The organism is Mesorhizobium sp. WSM4842, assembly GCF_055901575.1.
This window is the reverse complement of the sequence record NZ_CM148372.1, coordinates 6,858,052-6,878,772: the sequence shown is the minus strand read 5'-3', so window position 1 is coordinate 6,878,772 and position 20,721 is coordinate 6,858,052. Positions and strand designations below refer to the sequence as shown.

Annotated in this window: 14 protein-coding genes and 4 pseudogenes; 15 read left to right on the top strand and 3 right to left on the bottom strand. The window is 60.1% G+C overall.

What is annotated here, in order from left to right; translation table 11 throughout:
• Positions 1–138: 138 nt before the first annotated feature.
• Positions 139–1,356 carry an MFS transporter gene (locus tag AC0NIE_RS33250; protein WP_473488631.1) on the bottom strand — a complete coding sequence of 406 codons (1,218 nt, stop codon included), beginning with the start codon at positions 1,354–1,356 and terminating at the stop codon, positions 139–141.
• A gap of 633 nt (positions 1,357–1,989) precedes the next feature.
• Here AC0NIE_RS33250 and nifH point away from each other — a divergent pair.
• From nifH to AC0NIE_RS33205, 9 genes are all read left to right on the top strand, one after another.
• Positions 1,990–2,883 (top strand): nitrogenase iron protein, encoded by an 894-nt coding sequence (nifH, locus tag AC0NIE_RS33245; protein WP_065010720.1) that lies wholly within the window; start codon positions 1,990–1,992, stop codon positions 2,881–2,883.
• A gap of 92 nt (positions 2,884–2,975) precedes the next feature.
• Entirely contained in the window at positions 2,976–4,478 is a 1,503-nt protein-coding gene (nifD, locus tag AC0NIE_RS33240) for a nitrogenase molybdenum-iron protein alpha chain (protein ID WP_473488632.1), read from the top strand.
• 131 nt (positions 4,479–4,609) lie between these two features.
• A complete protein-coding gene (nifK, locus tag AC0NIE_RS33235; protein WP_473480581.1) occupies positions 4,610–6,151 on the top strand; it encodes a nitrogenase molybdenum-iron protein subunit beta in 1,542 nt (513 codons plus the stop codon).
• A 60-nt stretch (positions 6,152–6,211) separates the two neighbouring features.
• Positions 6,212–7,714 carry a nitrogenase iron-molybdenum cofactor biosynthesis protein NifE gene (gene nifE / locus AC0NIE_RS33230; protein WP_473480579.1) on the top strand — a complete coding sequence of 501 codons (1,503 nt, stop codon included), beginning with the start codon at positions 6,212–6,214 and terminating at the stop codon, positions 7,712–7,714.
• Positions 7,711–9,093, top strand: a complete 1,383-nt coding sequence (nifN, locus tag AC0NIE_RS33225; RefSeq protein ID WP_473488633.1) for a nitrogenase iron-molybdenum cofactor biosynthesis protein NifN — start codon at positions 7,711–7,713, stop codon at positions 9,091–9,093. Before nifE ends, nifN begins: the two co-directional genes overlap by 4 nt.
• Positions 9,059–9,556, top strand: coding sequence for a nitrogen fixation protein NifX (nifX, locus tag AC0NIE_RS33220; protein ID WP_473488634.1), 498 nt, complete (start codon positions 9,059–9,061; stop codon positions 9,554–9,556). The genes nifN and nifX overlap by 35 nt, the downstream gene beginning before the upstream one ends.
• A gap of 17 nt (positions 9,557–9,573) precedes the next feature.
• Positions 9,574–10,053, top strand: coding sequence for a NifX-associated nitrogen fixation protein (locus tag AC0NIE_RS33215; RefSeq protein ID WP_473488635.1), 480 nt, complete (start codon positions 9,574–9,576; stop codon positions 10,051–10,053).
• Positions 10,054–10,080: 27 nt separating this feature from the next.
• Positions 10,081–10,866, top strand: coding sequence for a response regulator transcription factor (locus AC0NIE_RS33210; RefSeq protein WP_474045220.1), 786 nt, complete (start codon positions 10,081–10,083; stop codon positions 10,864–10,866).
• A gap of 97 nt (positions 10,867–10,963) precedes the next feature.
• Complete coding sequence (locus AC0NIE_RS33205) at positions 10,964–11,851, top strand: universal stress protein (protein WP_473488637.1); 888 nt, start codon at positions 10,964–10,966, stop codon at positions 11,849–11,851.
• 548 nt (positions 11,852–12,399) lie between these two features.
• Here AC0NIE_RS33205 and AC0NIE_RS33200 read toward each other — a convergent pair.
• A complete protein-coding gene (locus AC0NIE_RS33200; RefSeq protein WP_473488638.1) occupies positions 12,400–13,134 on the bottom strand; it encodes a hypothetical protein in 735 nt (244 codons plus the stop codon).
• A gap of 122 nt (positions 13,135–13,256) precedes the next feature.
• On the opposite strand from AC0NIE_RS33200, the pseudogene AC0NIE_RS33195 reads away from it, so the two are divergent.
• The 4 genes and pseudogenes from AC0NIE_RS33195 to AC0NIE_RS33180 form a co-directional block, all read left to right on the top strand.
• Positions 13,257–13,600 (top strand): annotated as a pseudogene (locus tag AC0NIE_RS33195) (oligopeptide/dipeptide ABC transporter ATP-binding protein); the annotation flags it as partial.
• Positions 13,601–14,192: 592 nt separating this feature from the next.
• A pseudogene (locus AC0NIE_RS33190) lies at positions 14,193–15,150 on the top strand (NAD(P)/FAD-dependent oxidoreductase).
• Between the two features lie 447 nt (positions 15,151–15,597).
• A pseudogene (locus tag AC0NIE_RS33185) lies at positions 15,598–15,806 on the top strand (ATP-binding protein); the annotation flags it as partial.
• Positions 15,807–15,868: 62 nt separating this feature from the next.
• Complete coding sequence (locus tag AC0NIE_RS33180) at positions 15,869–17,035, top strand: NAD(P)/FAD-dependent oxidoreductase (protein WP_473488639.1); 1,167 nt, start codon at positions 15,869–15,871, stop codon at positions 17,033–17,035.
• An 855-nt stretch (positions 17,036–17,890) separates the two neighbouring features.
• On the opposite strand, the pseudogene AC0NIE_RS33175 reads toward AC0NIE_RS33180, so the two are convergent.
• Positions 17,891–18,631 (bottom strand): annotated as a pseudogene (locus AC0NIE_RS33175) (acetoacetate decarboxylase); the annotation flags it as partial.
• A gap of 941 nt (positions 18,632–19,572) precedes the next feature.
• Here AC0NIE_RS33175 and AC0NIE_RS33170 point away from each other — a divergent pair.
• Complete coding sequence (locus AC0NIE_RS33170) at positions 19,573–19,698, top strand: hypothetical protein (protein WP_473488640.1); 126 nt, start codon at positions 19,573–19,575, stop codon at positions 19,696–19,698.
• A 153-nt stretch (positions 19,699–19,851) separates the two neighbouring features.
• The gene (locus AC0NIE_RS33165) at positions 19,852–20,718 is read left to right on the top strand and encodes a radical SAM/SPASM domain-containing protein (RefSeq protein WP_473488641.1); all 867 of its coding nucleotides are present in this window, start codon (positions 19,852–19,854) and stop codon (positions 20,716–20,718) included.
• Positions 20,719–20,721 lie beyond the last annotated feature (3 nt).

The window sequence follows — 20,721 nt, the reverse complement described above, 5'->3', positions numbered from 1 at the left end:
TGGTAGCCGCGACCCAGGTCATATCTAGGCGAGACGAAGGCCTGAACCGACAAAGTAGTCGTGGGCGGGATCGCGCCGCGCGGCTGGTGCGGCTGCATCGCGAGCGCTGAGCTGAAGGTCTTTCCCGTCAGAGGTTGGTTAGGTTGTGCGTTTCGGGCCGAATAGGAACACCGTGAGGGCTGCGAGGAACGTGGCAACCGCGCTGTAGGCAAACACACTGGCGACGCCAACATTGTTCACAAGCAAACCGCCGAAGATCGCGCCGGCTGCGATGGCAATCTGGAACGTTGATGTCATCAGCACACCGGCGCTTTCGGCCTGCTCGGGAACGGCGCGCAGCACCATCCAAGTCTGTACCCCCACCGGCACCGCACCGAAGCCAAAGCTCCATACAGCAACCGCAATGGCCGAGGCGGAGGCCGATGCTCCAGGCATCAGCAATGAGACAGCGGCTATCGCCATGAGCAGGGGCGGCAGCGCCGCGACTGCCTTGAGGCTGTGTTTCGCCAGGAATGCGCCGGCTAAATTGCCGAAGAAGCCGCATACGCCGGAAACGAGCAACAGCAATGAGATCGTCTCGATTCGGAGGGCGGGAATCTCCTCGAGGTAGGCCCGGACATAGGTGAAGCTGGCGAAGTGCCCAGAAGCGACCAGCAGTACGACCAAAAGCGCGACCCTGATAGTTGGCTTCTTGATCACATTCAGCAGACCGCGGAGTCCAGCCATTTCAACCGGCGGCAACGTCGGAATGGTTACGAGTTGCACCAGCAATGTAACGCCATTGACGGCTGCGGCGATCATAAAGGTGGCTCGCCATCCCCAGATGTCGCCTACATAGGCGCCGACTGGAGGCGCGCAAACGATAGCGACCGAAACGCCGGTGAGGATGATTGATAGGGCGCGCGGCAGGAGGTGATTTGGAACCAGCCGAATCGCCAGCGATGCCGAAATCGACCAGAAGCCTCCAAGCGCAATGCCGAGCACGACGCGTGCCGCTAGGAAAACCGGCAGCGACCACGCGACACCCGCCAGAACGTTGGACAGGATCTGAAGCAGCATCATCGCCCACAGGACGATCCTGCGGTCCAGGCGCTTTGTTATGAAGGCGATCGTCGGCGCAGAGATCGCCGCAGCAATCGCCGTCGCTGTCATCGTCTGTCCAGCCGCACCCTCTGTGACATGCAGATCATGCGCGAGCGGCGTCAGTACGCTGGCAGGCAAAAGCTCTGCCGCCACCAACCCGAAGGTGCCCAGGGCAAGCGATATGACCGCGCCCCATGCGGGACGAGATCGTTGATCCGGCTTTTCTGGGCCGTGCAGAAAAGTCTCCATGAAGCCTGTCGCGGATTCGGTCATGAATAAGCTCGCCAGCTTGGGTGCAACTGCAACATGGGTTCGCAGCAGCGACCCGCATTCATGCCAGGAGCACGCCGTTGCCGGCGGCGTCGCACGAAAGGAATGTTCATCGCTGCCCGACATGTTGTGACAGCGCCGCGTGCAATATCAGTGCCGGTTCTCCGAGCCGGACGAGGATGTGATCGTCGGCAGTCGTCGCATCAGGCATGTTCCATGCCGACTTCGCGGGGCCAGTCTCGAACCAGCCATGCGCAACCAGCTACCGAGCACGCACGTCTGATGTCCCGCGGCGGGAGGCGCGCAAGCCGGTCGCTTTGCCGCCGCCTGTATGCAGCCAAAGGTCGGCTCTAGCTCGAAGGCCCGAGTTCTTCCAGTGTCGGTCTCGAAGCTGACGCCTTGTGTCGGGCATTGTCGGGTCCGCTACAGGGCTTGTTCCGACAATTCGCTGGCAGCAAACACTTGTTGGAGCTCAAGCTAACTCGCGGGGCACAAACGAAAAAATACCTTTTTGGTTATCAGCAAGCTACTTGGCACGAGTCTTGAGACCCTTTCGGTGTGAGGCGGCAAGAGCTGCCCATCGGCATTCATATTGCGGCCAGCCGCGACGGATGGAACGAAGGAAGGAAATCTATAATGTCAGGTCTGCGTCAGATCGCCTTTTACGGAAAGGGCGGCATCGGCAAGTCCACCACCTCCCAAAACACGCTCGCCGCCCTTGTCGACCTTGGGCAGAGAATCCTCATCGTCGGCTGCGACCCCAAAGCCGACTCCACCCGCCTGATCCTGAACTCGAAGGCTCAGGATACTGTCCTGCATCTTGCGGCACAGGAAGGTTCGGTGGAAGATCTCGAGCTGCAGGACGTGCTCAAGATTGGCTACAGAGGCATCAAGTGCGTGGAGTCCGGCGGCCCGGAGCCGGGCGTTGGCTGCGCCGGCCGAGGCGTCATCACATCAATCAACTTCCTCGAAGAGAACGGCGCCTATGACGATGTCGACTATGTCTCCTACGACGTGCTCGGCGACGTGGTTTGCGGCGGTTTCGCGATGCCGATACGCGAGGGCAAGGCGCAGGAAATCTACATCGTTATGTCCGGGGAGATGATGGCGCTCTATGCGGCCAACAACATCGCCAAGGGCATCCTGAAATATGCCCATTCGGGGGGCGTGCGGCTCGGAGGCCTGATCTGCAACGAACGTCAAACCGACCGTGAGCTCGACCTCGCTGAAGCCCTGGCTTCCAGGCTCAACTCCAAGCTCATCCATTTCGTGCCGCGCGACAACATCGTCCAGCACGCCGAGCTCAGGAAGATGTCAGTTATCCAGTATGCGCCGGATTCCAAGCAGGCCGGAGAGTATCGCGCGCTGGCCGAGAAGATCCATGCCAATTCTGGCCAGGGCACCATCCCGACGCCGATAACCATGGAGGAGCTCGAGGACATGCTGCTCGACTTCGGCATCATGAAGACCGACGAGCAGATGCTTGCCGAGCTTCAGGCCAAGGAAGCGGCCAAGGCGGCCGCCCAGTAACGACCGATATTGGTCGCCTCTCGGGTTGGGGCGCCTTGCAAAGAACGGCGCTTCATCGGTGACGCGTCATCAGACACCTTGAAAGGGGTCCCATGAGCCTGGAATACGAGAATGATGGTGCTCTCCATGCGAAGCTTATCGAGGAGGTGCTATCGCAATATCCCGACAAGGCGGCGAAGCGCCGCAAAAAACACCTGAGCATCGCAAAGAGCGGGGATGAGGCTGGCGGGGAAAGTGAGATCCTTTCCGAATGCGACGTCAAATCGAACATCAAGTCCATCCCCGGGGTCATGACAATCCGCGGCTGCGCCTATGCCGGCTCAAAGGGCGTGGTCTGGGGCCCAGTCAAGGATATGGTCCATATCTCACATGGCCCCGTCGGTTGCGGCCAATATTCCTGGTCACAGCGACGCAATTACTATGTGGGCACAACGGGCATCGACACGTTCGGGACAATGCAGTTCACCTCCGATTTCCAGGAGAAAGACATTGTCTTCGGCGGTGACAAAAAACTGGAACAGATCATCGACGAGATTGAGGTGCTGTTTCCGCTGAACAACGGCATCACCGTGCAATCCGAATGCCCGATCGGTCTCATTGGTGATGACACCGAGGCAGTTTCTCGCAAGAAAGCCAAGGAGTACGAAAAGACTATCGTGCCGGTGCGCTGCGAGGGCTTCCGCGGCGTCTCGCAATCACTCGGCCACCACATCGCCAATGATGCGATCCGCGACTGGGTCTTCGACAAGAAGGACGTCGAGTTCGAGGCCGGTGCTTACGACGTTAACGTGATCGGCGACTACAATATTGGCGGCGACGCCTGGGCCTCGCGCATCTTGCTTGAGGAGATAGGATTGCGCGTGGTCGGCAACTGGTCGGGCGACGCAACACTGGCCGAGATTGAGCGCGCGCCAAAGGCCAAGCTCAATCTCATCCACTGCTACCGCTCGATGAACTACATCTGCCGACATATGGAGGAAAAGTATGGCGTCGCCTGGATGGAGTACAATTTCTTCGGACCGTCCCAGATCGAGACCTCTCTGCGCAACATAGCCAAGCATTTCGGGCCGGAAATCGAGGAGAAAACCGAGAAGGTGATCGCCAAGTACAGACCGCTTGTTGACGCCGTCATCTCCAAGTACCGGCCGCGTCTCGAAGGCAATACCGTCATGCTATACGTCGGTGGCCTGCGCCCCCGCCACGTCATCACAGCTTACGAGGACCTCGGCATGGTGATCGTCGGCACTGGCTACGAGTTCGGCCACAACGATGACTATCAGCGCACCGGTCATTACGTAAAGAACGGCACGCTGATCTATGACGACGTTACCGGCTACGAGTTGGAGAAGTTCATCGAGGGAGTTCGACCCAACCTCGTGGGCTCTGGCATCAAGGAAAAATACCCGGTGCAGAAGATGGGTATTCCGTTCCGTCAGATGCACTCCTGGGACTATTCGGGACCTTATCACGGCTATGACGGCTTTGCCATTTTCGCGCGTGACGTGGATCTTGCCATCAACAATCCGGTCTGGGATCTCTACCAGGCCCCTTGGAAAGAACGCCCGCCCAGTGGGCGGGCGATAGCTGCCGAATAGACGCCCTGTCCTGGCCTAGTCTCCCCAGAGAGACCATGAACCCCGCGAGCTTGTGAGCCTCGGGATTACCGGAAACGTCTCGATCTATCTGAGCTGCCGAATGCGCGGCCAGATTAAAAAGAGGAATACCAATGCCGCAGTCGGCCGAAAAGATTCTCGACCACGCTCCCCTGTTCCGCGAGCCGGAATACAGGCAAATGCTCGCCGAGAAGAAGCTGAATTTCGAATGTCCGCACCCGGATCAGATCGTTACCGATCAAGGCGAATTTACCAAGACCTGGGAATACCGCGAAAAGAACCTCGCCCGGGAAGCGCTGGTAATAAATCCCGCCAAGGCCTGCCAGCCGCTCGGCGCGGTGTTCGCGGCCGCGGGCTTCGAGCGGACCATGTCCTTCGTCCACGGCAGCCAAGGCTGCGTGGCCTATTACCGCTCGCACCTGTCGCGCCATTTCAAGGAACCTGCTTCGGCGGTTTCCTCCTCGATGACCGAGGACGCGGCAGTGTTCGGCGGCCTGAAGAACCTGGTCGACGGGCTCGCCAACACCTACCAGCTTTACGATCCCAAGATGATCGCAGTGTCGACGACATGTATGGCGGAGGTCATAGGCGACGACCTGCACAGCTTCATCGAGAACGCCAAAGAGGAAAAGTCAGTCCCGCTCGACTTTGACGTGCCCTTTGCCCACACACCAGCCTTCGTTGGTAGCCATGTCGACGGCTATGACGGCATGCTCAAGGGTATTCTGGAGCACTTCTGGAAGGGCCAGCAGCGTACGGAAACCAAGGGAAGCATCAACGTCATTCCGGGCTTCGACGGTTTCTGCGTTGGCAACAACAGGGAACTCAAACGTCTGCTCGATGTGATGGGTGTTTCCTACACCTTCATCCAGGACGCGTCTGACCAGTTCGATACACCATCGGATGGGGAATACCGGATGTACGACGGCGGCACGAAGATTGATGAGGTGAGGGGGGCACTCGACGCTGAGGCAACGCTTTCGCTGCAGCACTACAACACCCGAAAAACGCTGGACTATTGCGGGCAAGTTGGGCAGGCCACGGCTTCCTTCCATTATCCGCTCGGCGTCCAGGCGACTGACGAATTGCTGATGAAGGTCTCGGCGCTTTCCGGGAAGGAAATCCCCGAGGCAATCCGGCTGGAGCGCGGCCGACTGATTGATGCCATGGCGGACAGCCAGTCCTGGCTGCACGGCAAGAAATACGCGATCTACGGCGACCCGGACTTCGTGTACGCCATGGCCCGCTTCGTCATGGAAACGGGCGGCGAGCCGACACATTGCCTCGCCACCAACGGCACCTCGGCGTGGGAAGCCGAGTTGAAGAAACTGCTTGCATCCTCGCCCTTCGGCAAGGACGCTCAGGTCTGGGCGGGCAAGGACCTTTGGGCTATGCGGTCTCTGCTCTTCACCGAGCCAGTGGACCTGCTGATCGGCAATTCCTATGGCAAGTATCTGGAGCGCGACACCGGCACGCCGCTGATCCGGCTGACATTTCCGATATTCGACCGGCACCACCACCATCGCTTTGCGCTCATGGGCTACCAGGGCGGATTACGCGTGCTGACCACGATCCTCGACAAGATCTTCGACAAGCTCGATCGCGAGACGAGCCAGACGGGCGTGACGGACTATTCCTATGACCTCACCCGCTAAAAGACGGCCGGCTTTTCGCCCAGGCGGTTCGTTGCCGAATTGGCTTTGGGGCTTAACGCGATGACCGCGCTCAGTGCCAAGATCCAGGACGTTTTCGACGAGCCTGCCTGCGACAAGAACCGTGGAAAGGACGCCAAGGCGCGCAAGGAGGGCTGCACAAGGCCGCTGACGCCAGGAGCGGCAGCGGGCGGTTGCGCGTTTGACGGGGCCAAGATCGTCCTGCAGCCGATCACTGACGTTGCGCACCTGGTCCATGCGCCGCTCGCCTGCGAGGGCAATTCCTGGGACAACCGAGGTGCTGCTTCGTCTGGGCCAACCTTGTGGCGCACAAGCTTCACGACCGACCTTACCGAACTCGATGTGGTGATGGGGCAGGGCGAGCGGAAGCTCTTCAAGGCGATCCGCGAAATCAAGGAAGCGTATGCGCCGCCGGCAGTCTTTGTCTATTCGACCTGCGTGACGGCGCTCATCGGCGATGATATCGAGGCAGTCTGTAAACGCGCCGCCGAAAAATTCGGCTTGGCCGTGGTTCCGATCAATGCGCCGGGATTGGCCGGCTCCAAGAACCTCGGCAACAAGCTCGCCGCCGAGGCGCTGCTCGACCATGTCATCGGCACGGTGGAACCCGACGACGCCGGGCCGTACGACATCAACATCCTTGGTGAATTCAACCTTTCCGGCGAATTCTGGCTGATAAAGCCGCTCCTTGATCGGCTCGGGATCCGGGTACGCGCCTGCATTCCGGGCGACGCGCGCTATCTCGACGTTGCTTCCGCGCACCGCGCCCGGGCGGCTATGGTGGTGTGCTCGACGGCCCTCATCAATCTAGCCCGCAAGATGGACAAGCGCTGGGACATCCCTTTCTTCGAGGGCTCCTTCTACGGGATCTCGGACACCTCGGAAGCCCTCCGCAAAATTGCTGAGCTGCTGGTGAGGAAGGGCGCCGATCGGGAGATCCTCGACCGCACAGAGACGCTGATCGCTGAGCAGGAGGCGGTTGCATGGAAGAAGCTCAAGGCCTACCGGCGGCGGCTCAAAGGCAAGCGCGTGCTGCTCAACACGGGTGGCGTGAAGTCCTGGTCGGTCCTCCATGCGCTGATGGAGATCGGCTTGGAGATCGTCGGCACCTCAGTCAAGAAATCCACGGTCGAAGACAAGGAGCGCATCAAACAGATCCTAAAGGACGACAACCACGTGTTCGAGCAGATGGCAGCGCGCGACCTTTACGCCATGCTCTCAGAAGGCAAGGCCGATATCATGCTGTCGGGCGGGCGCACGCAATTCGTCGCGCTTAAGGCCAAGACGCCCTGGCTCGACATCAACCAGGAGCGCCAATACCCTTACGCCGGTTACGACGGCATGGTGGAACTCGTACGCCAGATCGACCTCGCCATTCACAACCCGATGTGGTGCCAGGTGCGCGAGCGGGCCCCGTGGGAGTGCCAGCCCGATGTGAAGGACGAATTGCCGAGCACCAAGAATGACACGGCGACCATGCGCGCTGTCCAGGAATTCGCCGGCACGACGCGGACTATTTCGGCTGGTGTTGAGGAAATCCGATGACCCGAATCCTTGCCCAGACCAAATCAGCCTCGGTCAATCCACTGAAATCGTCACAGCCGCTGGGTGCCGCCTTGGCCTTTCTCGGCATCGACGGCGCAGTGCCGCTGTTCCACGGCACCCAGGGCTGCACCAGCTTCGCCCTCGTGCTGTTCGTGCGGCATTTCAAGGAAACGATTCCCCTACAGACCACCGCAATGGATGAAGTGACAACCATCCTCGGCGGGTCAGACAATCTGGAAGAGGCGATCCTCAACCTAAAGACTCGCACGAAGCCAAAGCTGATCGGGGTCTGCACGACGGCGCTGGTGGAAACCCGTGGCGAAGATTCCGCAGGCGACATCGCCGACATCAGGCTGAAACGGGCGGAAGAACTCGCGGGTACTGAGATCGTGCTGGCCAACACGCCGGATTTCAGCGGCGCCCTCGAAGAGGGCTGGGCCAAGGCTGTCACCGCGATGATTGAAGGCATTACGCGGCCTGGCGAGCGGGCGCGCCAGTCAAAGAAGATCGCAATCCTGCCCGGCTGGAACCTCACTGTGGCTGACATCGAGCATTTGCGCGAGATGGTTGAAAGCTTTGGGCTGCACCCGGTGATTTTGCCGGACCTCTCAGGCTCGCTTGACGGTACTGTACCAGACCACTGGGTCCCGACCACCTATGGCGGTACGAGCGTCGAGGACATCCGCGAGCTCGGCGCGGCCGAGCACTGCATTGCCGTCTGCGAGCATATGCGCCGGCCGGCCGAGGTGCTGCACAAGGTGACCGGTGTCCCTTACGTGCTGTTCGAGTCACTGACCGGATTGAAGGACGCCGATCAGTTTGTTTCCCTGCTGTCCACGATTTCTGGCGAGTCTGTGCCGGCCAGTGTGCGCCGCCGGCGGGCGCAATTGCAGGATGCGCTGCTCGACGGACATTTCCATTTCGGAGGCAAGAAAATTGCTATCGCTGCTGAACCAGACCAACTCTATCAATTCGCAACCTTCTTCACGGACATGGGCTCCAAAATCGCGGCGGCGGTCACGACGACCGATATGTCGGAAATTCTGGAAAAGGTACCGGCGGAGTCGATTCAGATCGGCGATCTCGGCGATTTGGAAACGCTTGCCGGCGGCGCTGATCTTCTGGTCACCCATTCACATGGACGCCAGGCGTCGCAGCGCCTTGGCATTCCGCTCATGCGCGTCGGCTTCCCCGTGTTCGACCGGCTCGGCAGCCAGCACAAGCTCTCAATCCTCTATCAAGGGACCCGTGATCTGGTTTTCGAGGTTGCCAACATGTTCCAAGCCGACCGGCATGCGCCGACGCCTGAGGAACTTGATCCATTCCGCAAGCTGGAAACGCCAGGTGGGCCCCGTTCGTCGCCTCTCACTCGTCACTGACGAGGTTCAAGGTCCGATGCGTGAACGACAAGCAGGCGCTTTGCGCGTGGCAATCGCAACCCAGGACATGAAGGAGCTCAATGCACATTTCGGGTCCGCCAAGCGCTTTGTCATCTACGATGTGACGCGCGAGGAATGGAAACTCCTGGAAGCCCTTGCCTTCGACGACGTCTCCGACGAAAGGGGGAAACATCGGACCGAGGGGGATGACCGCATCGCACCGAAGGTGGAAGCGCTGAAGGGCTGCCACCTCCTGTTTTGTCTGGCGATCGGCGGACCTTCGGCAGCCAAGCTTGTCTCGGCAAAAATCCATCCAATCAAGGTGCCGCAGCCACAACCCATCCAAGAGGTGCTGTTGCGCACGCAGACGATGCTGAGGACATGTCCTCCGCCCTGGCTGCGCAAGGTGCTGGCCGAAGCTGGTGTCGCCGGAGAGAAACCGTCCTTCGAGGACGAGGACTGAAACGAGGAAAGAGCGAAATGTTTGAAGTCGCGGTTAGCCCTGATGTCAACGAGGACGAGGCGGCCCTTGCCAGCCCGTTCATCAAATGCCTCGTGCGGTTGATCCGTGCTCAAGATTCCCACGGGTCATGGGACGGCAAAGCGGACGCCGAGTTGCTGGCCGACTTCATCGTCAGCAAGGAACAGCGCCGTACGATTCCAATAATCGGCGATCCCGATCCGGACGTGCTGTGGAGGCTCGACAAGTTTTACACTGCCGTCGCCCTTGCGATCGAAGAGCGCTCCGGCCTGATGGCATCGCCGATGATCGAAATGAGCCATGAGGGCTTCGGGCGCGTGCTTTTCACCGCCGGGCGTCTGGTCGTTCTGTCCAAGACCCTGCGCGACGTGCATCGGTTCGGCTTCGAGACCCTCCGCAAGCTCGCCGAGGCCGGCACGAAACTGGTCGGCGACGCAATCGCAGCCATCGAAACCTATCCCCAGGTAGCGCGCGCGTGATGGGAGCAGGTGTCGAGCGAAGGGGTCATGACAAGTCTTGAGCAGCCGCCATGGCCAGCCTACGCAACCGACGCGGTCCGGGCCGATGGGGCTCTTGAGGTAGCGCCGATGAAGCCACTTGTCCTGATCTGTTCGGACGATACGGAGTTCTATCTGATGTACAGCCACGTTCTGGAGGCGGACGGCTTCGCCAGTGAGCTGGCGGGCGGCGCGAAGGAAGCGCTTGCATTGGCCGACGAACGGGAATTCAAGGCCGTGGTGCTGGACTGCGGGCCAACGAGCATAACCGGGTCTGCAATCTGCGCCCGGCTCAAGCGCGAGCCCCGGACCGGCGGGCTGCCGATTATTGCCCTGATCGCGGCCGGCGCCGAGAACCAGCACCTCGATCTCCTGAAGGCTGGCATTGACGAGAGCTTTGTGCGGCCGATCGCCCCGGCCAAGCTGCTCGACTGTCTACGCGCGAGGCTGGCGCTGACCAAGCGGGGTGCAAATGGTCTTGAAAACGGCGGCTGGCTCTCCTGTGGCGGCCTCGAGATGAAGCTCGACGCCCACCGGGTTCGTGGCAATGGCCACGATATCCACCTCGGACCCATCGAGTTCAACGTGCTGCGGCTTATGATTGAAGCTCCCGGGAAGGTCTTCAGCCGGGACGAACTTATCGGCGCGGCCTGGCCGCCCAATATCCATGTCGGTGCACGCACCGTCGATGTCCATATCAGCCGGATCAGAAAAGCCCTGAAAACGGCTTCGCCCGGCAGCGTCATTCGCACCGTCAGGTCGGCTGGCTATTCGCTCGAGAAGCCGGACGACTGAATTAAGTGCTGGGTGTGGTGCCACTCCCCTCCCGCGCGCGGTGAGCCGGTCCTGCGGCCTGAAACGCCCTAAACGAATACTCAGGAGAAGCAGGCAAATGGCTTTTAAAAGCGTACTCTGTGCGACCGGCGCTGACAATTCCGATCAGGACGTCAGAACTGCCGCCGGCTTGTGTGCCGAAGTCGGCGCGCACCTTTCCGTACTGGTTATACCGCCTCCGATGCTCCTTATGTCGTATCCGTCGATCGGAGATGGTGTCCCCGAGTGGCCTGGAGGACGTGGACAGGCAATTGCCAGATTGAATGACCGGTTTCGACAAATCGACCGATTTACACAGGACGTGGCCAGAATGGAAAGACGCTCCAAAGATATCCAGAGACTGCTGAGAGCTATGTCGCTCGCCTATGACGTTGATACCGACTATTGCGATCCGGCAAGCCTCGGCGAAGTGGCACGACAGCGGGCGCTCTGCGCCGACCTCACGATCATCGGACCGTGTCTCCTCAATGACGAGAATCTCGGACCTCCTGTTGTCAACGGCTGCTTGTTCGATACGGGAAGGCCGGTGCTCGTTGTGCCGAAGGGCACTGGGGCGACCTTGTGGCCACGGCGCGTCCTGGTCGGTTGGGATTCGCGAGTCGAGGCGTCCCGTGCGGTTCGGGAAGCGCTGGGTGTCTTATGCGCTGCTGAGGAAGTTCGCGTTGCCCTGGTCGATCCGAAGGCGAACTATAACGGGAACGGCGCGGAGCCTGGAGCCGACATCGCTGCCTATCTCACTCGGCACGGTGCTCGGGTGTCGGTTGACCTGTTGCCAAGTGCCGGCAAACCGGCGGCCACGGTGCTTGCGCAGCACGCAATCGAGACGTCTGCCGACATGATAGTCATGGGCGCTTATGGCAGCCGTCGGCTGCGTGAGCGGCTCTTTGGCGGCGTGACGAGATGGATCTTTGAGAAGCCGACATTGCCGCTGTTTTTGGCTCGCTGACTGGTTGCGGAGCCGCACCGATGCTGTTCGAAGCTCTACGGTGATGCGTGGATTCATACCGTAGATGCGCTCCATCGAAACAATCGAGTTTACGGAGAGTAACGAACATGAAAAAGCTTTGCTCAGGAGGCGACGCCCACCGGAAATCTCTCCAGTCATGCGCAAGGCGGAAAGTGGAACGGAGTCCTCCCAGTTCTGATGCCCAGGGTACACCACTCAATTTAACCGCTCGCTTTCCTGGCGCATCCTGCAGCACCACGAGCTGACGATTGTGCTCGCGACCGCGGGACGCATTCGGTCCGCAGCTTTGTCGAGGCTGCCCGTGTTGGGAGGGAGATCGTCTGGAAGGGGAAGGCGTTGACGAGGTAGGCCGCGAACGCAGGAGTAATTAGGCGCTGATCCGGATAGAAGCGGCTATTTCGGTCCAGGCCGAGGGTGGACCTGCCGATTGGCGAGGGCTGCTAAGGCGGCCACCAAGCACGGTTGGAAGCCAAAGACGACTTTGATGAGCTCGTCTAATGGTCGAGACCGACTGTCACGCTTCGGAATCACGCTCGTTTAAAGGGAAAGATAATGATCTCGCTGGAGGGCAAACGCGTCTGGTCTCCGGCCACAGCCGGCATGGTTGGGGTGCGCAGTGGTGCGCCGCTATCCGGCGCGCCCGAGGCAAAGGCCCTACGTGGCTTGCCGTTGTAAAACCAACTCGCCGGATAGCCGGACACTACGCTGGCGTTATCGACAGAGTTCGGGCCATAACCGTCTCTGTAGAACCCCACCGTATGAAAGATGAAGGTATCTCGTTCGATATCGACGAGAACGATGATGTGCGGCTTCCACCCGAACCTCGGGTCGAAGCCGCTCATCCGATCCTGGAGCCGTGAATCAACGCCCGCGGTCAGATAATCTTTGCTGCTTCCAGCGTAGAGAACATCTGCGCCGGAGTCGCAGAGCTTCTCATTGTCCCTCCCGAAAATGCGCGGTTCGTCGCGGCCATTGTCACCGGAGAGTTCGTCCCATGCCTTCTCGCCGCAGGATCCGTGATCGCTTTCCCGGGTCAAAGATTGGTCGTCGCCTCCGCAATCGGCGATCCGGTCGATGCCACTGGAACCCAAGCTAACATCGTGACGCTCGTTGCCCAAGGTTTCGGAAGCTGGTTGACCGCTAAGAAACCGTTTCAGCTGTAGGATGAATTTTTTGATCTCAATTCTCCCAGATGCAGCCCACCACGCGACGAAGCGCCTCCGTATATCGCTCGTCGAGTCATCGCTCCAATCGATTGCCATTATGCTCTCATCTGCACGATGAATGTTCCCACGTGCATTTCGCCTTTCCGCCGAGCAGTGCGCATGGCACTGCGGCAGCCCCACTGGGTGGCCAATCATCTGAACATTCGAGATGCCAAACCGCCGACCGTGTGGTGGTCACGTATCTCGGCCACATCGTCGAGCAGGGCACCACAGACCAGATATTGTCGCCGCACTACCACCCCTATACCGATGCACTTTTGTCGGCGATCCCGATTGCCGACACCTGTGTCGTCAAGAAACACATCATTTCCTCGGCGATGGATCCGCCGAGCGGCTGCCCCTTCCAGACGCGCTGTCCGCGCAAGCATCTGGTTCCCAGAGAAATTTGTGAGCGCGAGGTTCCGCCATCCGAAAGCTGCCCGGTAGCCATAATATCAAGTGCCACCTACCGGACGACGCGGTCTTCGTAGTGATGGAGCCGGTCAATAAACTCAAGCCTTAGCCCGAAGAGGAGGCGGGGGTGAGAGAGGCGGGATCGGGATAGGATCAATTCGCGGTCGTGTGTGCGCCAGCTGCTGTGCGGCCGTGTCGACGTCTCTACAGCCTCGATCGCTGTTAGGTCGCCATCCGGGTCCCGACTTAGGCGCGGCGCGCCCTGCCGGTGCCCCTCCTCACTGGCAGAGCCCCTACTTTCAACCAAACCAATGACCGAGACGAATTTCCCGAAGGCCCGCCACGGGATCTTCTTGGGTAGAGATCGCCGAAGACAACGGCGTCGGCAACGCACGCCGACGTCAGGAACAAAGGATTGAGCGGGAACGGCAAAAAATTCAGACATCCGTTCGATCACTTTTCTCCAATGGTGCTGATCCGGGACATCCCGTCCCGTTGCACATCGTCGGCAATCCCTCCGAGCATTAGGGACAGGCTAACCCTTGGCACAGGAAATGCTCATTTTCGCATTTGGGTCCATTCAGTAAATCGCGAATCAGACCGCCGCCGCATTCGCAGAAAACTGGGTAGGAAGAAAAGGACGATATGACTCTTGAAAAGTGGACACGCTTGTCGTTGGCGGCGGCCAAGCGGGAGTGGCTATGAGCGAGCACCTGAGCAAGAGCGGGGGTGCCTCATCTAATTCTTGAACGCGGCCGGATTGCCGAACGCTGGCGCTCGCAGCGGTGGGACTCCCTCGTTGCCAATGGCCCGACCTGGTATGACCGGTTCCCGGGCATGGAGTTTCCAGGGACCGGTCCCGATGACTTTGCCTCCAAAGGAGGAGGTCGCCGACTATTTTGTCGCTTATGCAAAGCAACTCAATGCGCGATCCGCTGCGGCCTGGAGGTCAAGCTCGGGCAAAGAAATGTCGGGCGGCCCGGATTCCGCGCCGAGACGTCGGACGGCGTGATCGAAGCCAACAGCATCATCGCCGCGACCGGACCTTTCCAGATCCCGTCACGATCGCCCGCCGCGGGCCTATCGCGGGCGCGACTTCTAATGGTGGCTGGGGCGTCCTCGGCAAGTGGGACGCCGAGACCCCGGGACCCGGCACCGAACACGTCACGGTCGCGGTGAGCGGCGCGCGCGGCGGCGAGACGATCGACTTCGTCGTCTGGCCGCGCAGGGGCTTACGCTCTTCGGTATGACAAGCACGTACCAGGACGGCGTGATGAGCTTCACGCCTGATCTGGCTAAAAACATTGCCCGCGGCGACGCAAGCTTGATGTCGCTGCTGGATGAAGCCGACGCCTATGTCGCTCGCAACCGTCTCGACCTCTCGGAAGAGCCCGCGGCCGAATGCGTGACCAAACCGTCCGCGAGCTCGACCTGGCCGAGGCCGGGATAGCGGCGATCGTCTGGGCGACAGGCTTTGCTGTCGACTACAGCTGGCTGAAGGTCGACGCCTTCGACGAGAAGGGCCGGCCAAGGCACCACCGTGGCGTCTCGAGCCAGCCCGGCTCTATTTCCTGGGTTTACCTTGGCAGTCCAAAGAGCTTCTTCTGGGGCGTCTGGCATGATGCCAAACACGTGGCCGACCGTATTTCGACGCAGTGAAAATATCTGGCCTACCATGCTGCCGCGAAGGGCCAGCCCCTGGATGCCTGACCTGACCCTGCCCGCCTGCGGTGTGGAAGGGTCACTGCCGCGAGCATCCATCTGCCCGCATCGTCGGTTATCCGACAATGTCGGGTTCCGGACGAGCTGGAATTCGAGAACTCATTGCTTGGGCAGACTTCTTTTCCGGCACGCTTCATGCATGGGAGTTTTCGAACGCATTTGTGAGACGTCATCTCATGGTAGCCCTTCGAAGAACGAGCCGCGCCCGTTTGAAAAAGCCAAATCCTGTGGTGGAGGCAGCCGCTAGAAGCCGCCGTAACATCCGGAAAAGCTGCGCGACAGCATCACACGCGTCCTTCTCGCCCTTGGCGTGGGTTTGGCGCGCGCTGTCGATGTCGCCGACCTTGAGCCCAACGAGGACAGGCTTTTGCCTTCCTCGCAGTCGCGACCGCGGACGGCAAGGCCATTGTCCTGGTGAGCGACGACGGCGCCGGCATTTCGCCCAGCAACCGGACCCGCATTTCGAGCCATTCTTCACCACACGCCGCGATTTCGGCGGCACGGGCATGGGCCTCGGCATCGTGCTGGCCCTCCTGAAAGCGCATGACTCCGAGCGCGGCACGCGCTTCGAGATCATCCTGCCGGCTGCATGAATTGGAGCCTGATCCGAAAACCGGCTTTCGGGATCATGCTCTGGAACTGGAGAATCGAAAAAGTGCGCTACGACGTCGTCATCATCGGCGGAGCCATCGTCGGCTCCTCGATCGCTTATTATCTGCGCGAAGAAGGGTTTTCGGGCTCGATCGCGCTGGTCGAGCGCGACCCGCTGTTCGCCCATGCGGCAACGACGCTGTCCTGCGCTTCGATCCGCCAGCAGTTTTCGATTCCCGAAAACATCCGCCTGTCGCAGTTCACGCTGAAACTGTTCCGGCGACTGACGGAAGAATTCGGTGCCGACGCCGATATCGGCTTTCGCGAAGGCGGCTATCTCATCCTTGCCGGCGAGAACGGTCTGCCGATCCTTAAGCGCAACCACGAGACGCAGATGGCCGAGGGCGCCGACATCGTGCTTGAGGATGCGGAGGCGCTCGTCCGCCGGTTTCCGTGGCTGTCGCCGGAGGGCATCACCGCCGGCGCCTACGGCCGCACGGGCGAGGGCTGGTTCGACGCGCATGCCATGCTGATGCTGTTCCGCAAGGCGCTGCGGGACGAAAACATCGATTTCATCACCGCTGATGTGACCGGTATCGAACAGCAGGGCGACCGCGTCACCGGGGTAAACCTCGACAACGGCGAGCAGCTCGACGCCGGTATCGTCGTCAACGCCGCCGGGCCGAATGCCGGCAAAGTTTCCGCAATGGCCGGGCTGGCGCTGCCGGTGGAGCCGCGCAAGCGCAATGTCTTCATCTTCGAGGCGCGCGAGAAATATGACGACATGCCGCTGCTGGTCGATCCCTCAGGCATCTATGTCAGGCCGGAGGGCTCGGTCTACATCACCGGCGGCGCCGAGCCGGAAGAGGGTGACGGCCCTGCCGATCCCAGCGATTTCGAGCCCGACTGGCCGCTGTTCGAAGAGGTGATCTGGCCGGTGATGGCGACCCGCATTCCAGCCTTCGAGGCGATCAAGCCGACGCGCGCCTGGGCCGGCCATTATGACTACAACACGCTAGACCAGAACGCGGTGATCGGCCCGCATCCGCAGGTGCAGAATTTTCTCTTCGCCAACGGTTTTTCCGGCCACGGCCTGCAGCAGGCGCCGGCCGTCGGCAAGGCGCTGGCCGAGCTGATCGTGCATGGCGGCTATCGCACGGTGGACTGCTCGGCGTTTGGATATGAGCGCGTCGCCGAAGGGCGGGCGTTCAGGGAATTGAACGTGATTTGAGGGAGCGACCGTGCAGACTAAACCGTTCTGTCGAGTTCCCGCCCACCCCCCTCTGGCCTGCCGGCCATCTCCCCCGCAAGGGGGGAGATCGGCAGCTTCGCTGGGGGCTCCAAACTTCTAGCCTTGGAGATTGGCGAAAGCAGCGATGACGGCCAATCTCCCCCCACACGGGGCAGGGCTATCGCATTTGAGTCATGAGTTGGAAGAGATAAGCATCGTTCCAGCCTGCACGCATCATTTTGCCGCGCATGGTGTCCTTTTTGCTGTCGGTTCGAAAGGTATTGAGGCAGAAGCGCCGAGCAGATCGAGGTTTTCAGGGCCGTGATCCTTTCTGGTCCGGCAGTCGGCGGCGCAACATTTCGGCTCGCTTCGTCTGACGACGGTAAAAACCAGCAGCAAAGTCCAAGGTAGGCCATAGTCCACCTCCCCTGCCGGCCGAGTCTCTACGCGATATCGGCGACAGGGGCGAGCGTCTGCCTCTGAGGAAGACGCCGAACAGCAGGCCAAGCCTTACACTGATTTTGGTGGCATTGAGTTCGCTGACACCGTGACATGGAGCCTATCACGGGCGGGAAGTGCCTGGTGGCAGAACTCGACAAGCGGCGCTAGGTTCTGGACGCTGGCGTTGCTGACCAGGACATCGAGGCGCCCGAAGGTTTCGATCGCCTGCATCAGCCGCTTTCCACCTGCCCCTCACGCTGGCAACCATTTTTTGTCAATCGATCGATCCCGGACGCCACTGTTGGACTTCGCTGTGATCAAGATCCGCGGACCACTCTTGCTGCCCCCATCGCGTTGGTTCCATGAGATCTCATTGTAAAAGTTCATGGTTTCTCCTTTCCGATGGCGAGGCTCGGCTTCCGCGAGATAGTCGTGGACGACCTTCCCGAGCGCGAGCGTGAGATCTGCGACGAGGTGTACGGCCGAGACTACTTCCAGCACCGGCAGTTCGGCGACGGGGGCAAGCGCATGCGACCAGAGGTTCAGGGCTGCCGGGCCGGTCCAGGCGCCCCTCAGATGGACGTCCTCTAGATGATATTCCACGAGCTCACAGATACGCGGCGTGCCGTCGACGTGCGGGATGATTTTGAGGAGGAAGCTCGGTTCAGCGAGCGAGGCCCTCACACTCGCGAGGTCGGCGGTTCGGTGCTTGTAGCCCATGGTACCCGTCGCGACGCGGACCGGCCCGTAGTCCAGCGTGCCAACAAGGGTATCCGTCTCCGTTCGGAGCGTTGGGCTAGCGAGCTTCTTGGGAAAGCCCCACAACTCGCGTCCGCCCGCTATCGGCGGATGGTCGTCGAGAAACATGCAGTGGGTGTAGCTCCCCCTGCGGCCACAGAAGGAGACAGGGATGACCTGTCCGCCTTCCGTGTAGTCGCCGAAGCCCGTCGAGTCCGGCATGCGAATGAACTCGAATTTGACCAGAGGCTCGCACACCTGAAGCGGCTCCGGCACAAGGTCGCGCAGTTTCTGCGGATCGGTGCGATATGTGATGATCAGATACTCCCGGTTGCGGAACCGATATGGGCCGGCCGGGTAGGCCGGGCTGGTCAGGGGCATGGCGAAAGCTCTCCCACGGACGGTATCTTGGTGCATGTTTGAAATTCCTTTGTGCTGGATCAAGTGGGCTTAGATCGGTCTGCATGATGGCGGCGAGGCTCTCCGAGGTGCTGTCGTAATTCGTAAGGGATGCATGGCGTAATCGCGCGTAGCCATTTTGCGCTGGGCAATTGCGTTGGGGCGCGATCATTGGCGATGGTCGCGGACGCGGTTCCATGGCTCCGGTTGTGATCGAGAGGCAAGATTCGAGTAAAGTGATTTTGTTCCTCATTTGAAGGCGCTGCTTCCCGTCTGCCCTCGTGGTAGGAGGAGGTGGAGTGGCGGCCAGCTCCGTTTCTCCTCATGACGGGGTTTGCGGATCGACGCGCATGCGCCATGCCAAATGAGAAATCGTTCGAGGCCCGCAGGACAGACGGCCTCGGCGAGCCAGTCGAGAGACAAGGTCTTCGCCTCACGCGGATCAGATACGAATTCCCGAGCACTGCGGTGATGTAGCAGGAAGGCCTGCGATGCCACCAAACCTCTGTCGCGAAAAATATGGAGGTGACGCGGTATCCGCCGTCTAGCGAAACAGCATCCGGCAGCTCGCACTCGACGGCCTGGCTTCATCGCCGGCTTCAGGAGAAAAGATCAGCTATGAGCCGGCAGGCAATCGCTGCACGCGGCGGTCAGGTCGTGTAGATCTTCCGCGCACACAGCCGGCGCCGAAATGATGCTAGATGATGAGCCGACGCCAACATTACCGCAGGGGAGCCAGCCAAGTCTGTCCTCAAGCGTCTGACGATGAGTGATGCATGTCCAAAAGCTGACAGCGACAAAAAACATGTCTGGTCCATTACACACCGGCCGCCTTGGGCGTGAGGTTTTTCGAAGCCTACTCATGCAGTTGCTGCGGCTAAGCGCGCTGGCACGGCCTTTGCTGGAGATGCGGTAATATTGAGTGGGGGCTGACCGCATGAGAACGCGCGAGACGATTGATGGTCTGCTACGCCATCTCGGCGGCGCGCCCGCTCAACGGTCACGGCTACACCTTTTGGCAATGGCTGACGCGCGACATTGCGGTTGCGCCGCCCTGCCGCGCCGATGCGCCCAAAGTTCGTTGATAGTTCGCTCGGCAGATTGAGGTAGCCGGCTGTTGACTGCTGCCCAGGCGGAGATGGCTGGGTTCATTCGGAACGTCTTGACCGTTGGTGTCATGAAGCCAAAGACACCATGCTGGACGTTATGCATGACCAGACGAGTGGGAGTCATAACGAATGATTTTACCGGAACTGCGCTCTGCTATCCCAGCCGGCAGAGTTTTGGAGATAACGACGACCACAGGATGCATCGTGGGATGTTCATATTGTCCGCAGGACAAGTTCGCTGACCGGCAAAGAAAAGTATCTGATACGAAGCATCTTAGTCTTGGAGATTTCAAGCGCTGTCTGGCGCGCGTACCAACCTCCGTCGACATTAGTTTTGCCGGGTATTCTGAGCCATGGCTCAATCCGGATTGCACCGAAATGGTCGAGCACGCTTCCGCCAAAGGCCACGGCATCAGGATTTTCACGACGCTTGTGGGAATGAAGGGGCGGGATCTACAACGCTTGCAGGCGCTGCGGTTGGGGGTATTCGTGGTTCATGTTTTTGATGATGGCGCTCACATGAATAGCCGCCTTGTCGGAGACAAGTATCGCGATTTGGTTGGTCAACTCGTCGACGCCGAGATTCCATCAATTCGATTCGTGGTTTTGGGCGAGCCCCATCCCGATATCGCCGACATTATCCCTGCCGAAGCCCTAGTTCGCGCGCGACCGGTGAGCAGCAGGGGTGGAAGCGTAGATCCTAAGATTGTAGAACCACGGCAGCCAGTCGTCGGAGCGCTGATATGCGTGGACGAACGACAGTATCGGAATGTTCTCCTTCCAAACGGCGAGGTTACTCTCTGCTCCATGGATTTTGAGCGGCGTCACGTACTGGGCAACCTTCTACGCCACGAATACGGCGATCTCTTTAAAAGCCCAGTTTTTTGCGAAATCGTCGATCGCATGAACGGAGCGGATGGTTTTCTGCTCTGTAGGATGTGTGAATTTGCCGATCCAAACGACCGGCTGCTGACTGGGTGCCGGCCGACCGCCTGAAAG